At 41.2% G+C, this 456-nt stretch carries 1 protein-coding gene, 1 tRNA gene and 1 rRNA gene; 1 reads left to right on the top strand and 2 read right to left on the bottom strand.

The window, feature by feature from the left end; translation table 11 throughout:
* Positions 1-200, top strand: a 200-nt coding sequence (locus ACTQZM_RS12050; RefSeq protein ID WP_441653900.1) for a hypothetical protein, incomplete at its 5' end; no start/stop codon positions are given.
* Positions 201-267: 67 nt separating this feature from the next.
* Here ACTQZM_RS12050 and ACTQZM_RS12045 read toward each other — a convergent pair.
* Positions 268-341: transfer RNA gene (locus ACTQZM_RS12045), tRNA-Asn, on the bottom strand.
* A gap of 5 nt (positions 342-346) precedes the next feature.
* Positions 347-456, bottom strand: a 5S ribosomal RNA gene (gene rrf, locus ACTQZM_RS12040); the annotation flags it as partial.

The following is a 456-nucleotide window of genomic DNA, read 5'->3' as shown; positions in this document are numbered from 1 at the left end:
TTTGCCATGGTCAGAAACTGTACAAGCAAATTGTAAATAAAAAAAAGAATCTCCAGCGTCGAGTGACTTTGGAGATTTTCAATATACCTCGTTATTGGGCGCTTACGAATCAACAATGGTCCCATCAAAATCAAAAAAGAGAGCTTTTATTTCAGTCTGATTCTTCATCATCTTTTCCTTTCCAGGTAATTCAGTTATGACATTATTCTATTACAACTTTAGTATATGAAAAAAGACTAACTCACTTTACTGAGTTAGTCAAATGAACTCCGGCAGTAGGACTCGAACCTACGACATCATGATTAACAGTCATGCGCTACTACCAACTGAGCTATGCCGGAATGAAGCGTGGCGACGTCCTACCCTCACAGGGGGAAACCCCCAACTACTATCGGCGCTAAGAAGCTTAACTTCTGTGTTCGGCATGGGAACAGGTGTATCCTTCTTGCTATCGCC

Source organism: Enterococcus cecorum (assembly GCF_052119425.1).
Taxonomy (GTDB): Bacteria; Bacillota; Bacilli; order Lactobacillales; family Enterococcaceae; genus Enterococcus_E; species Enterococcus_E cecorum_C.
Note: the sequence above shows the minus strand (reverse complement) of the source record. Positions and strands in the feature narration are given on the sequence as shown.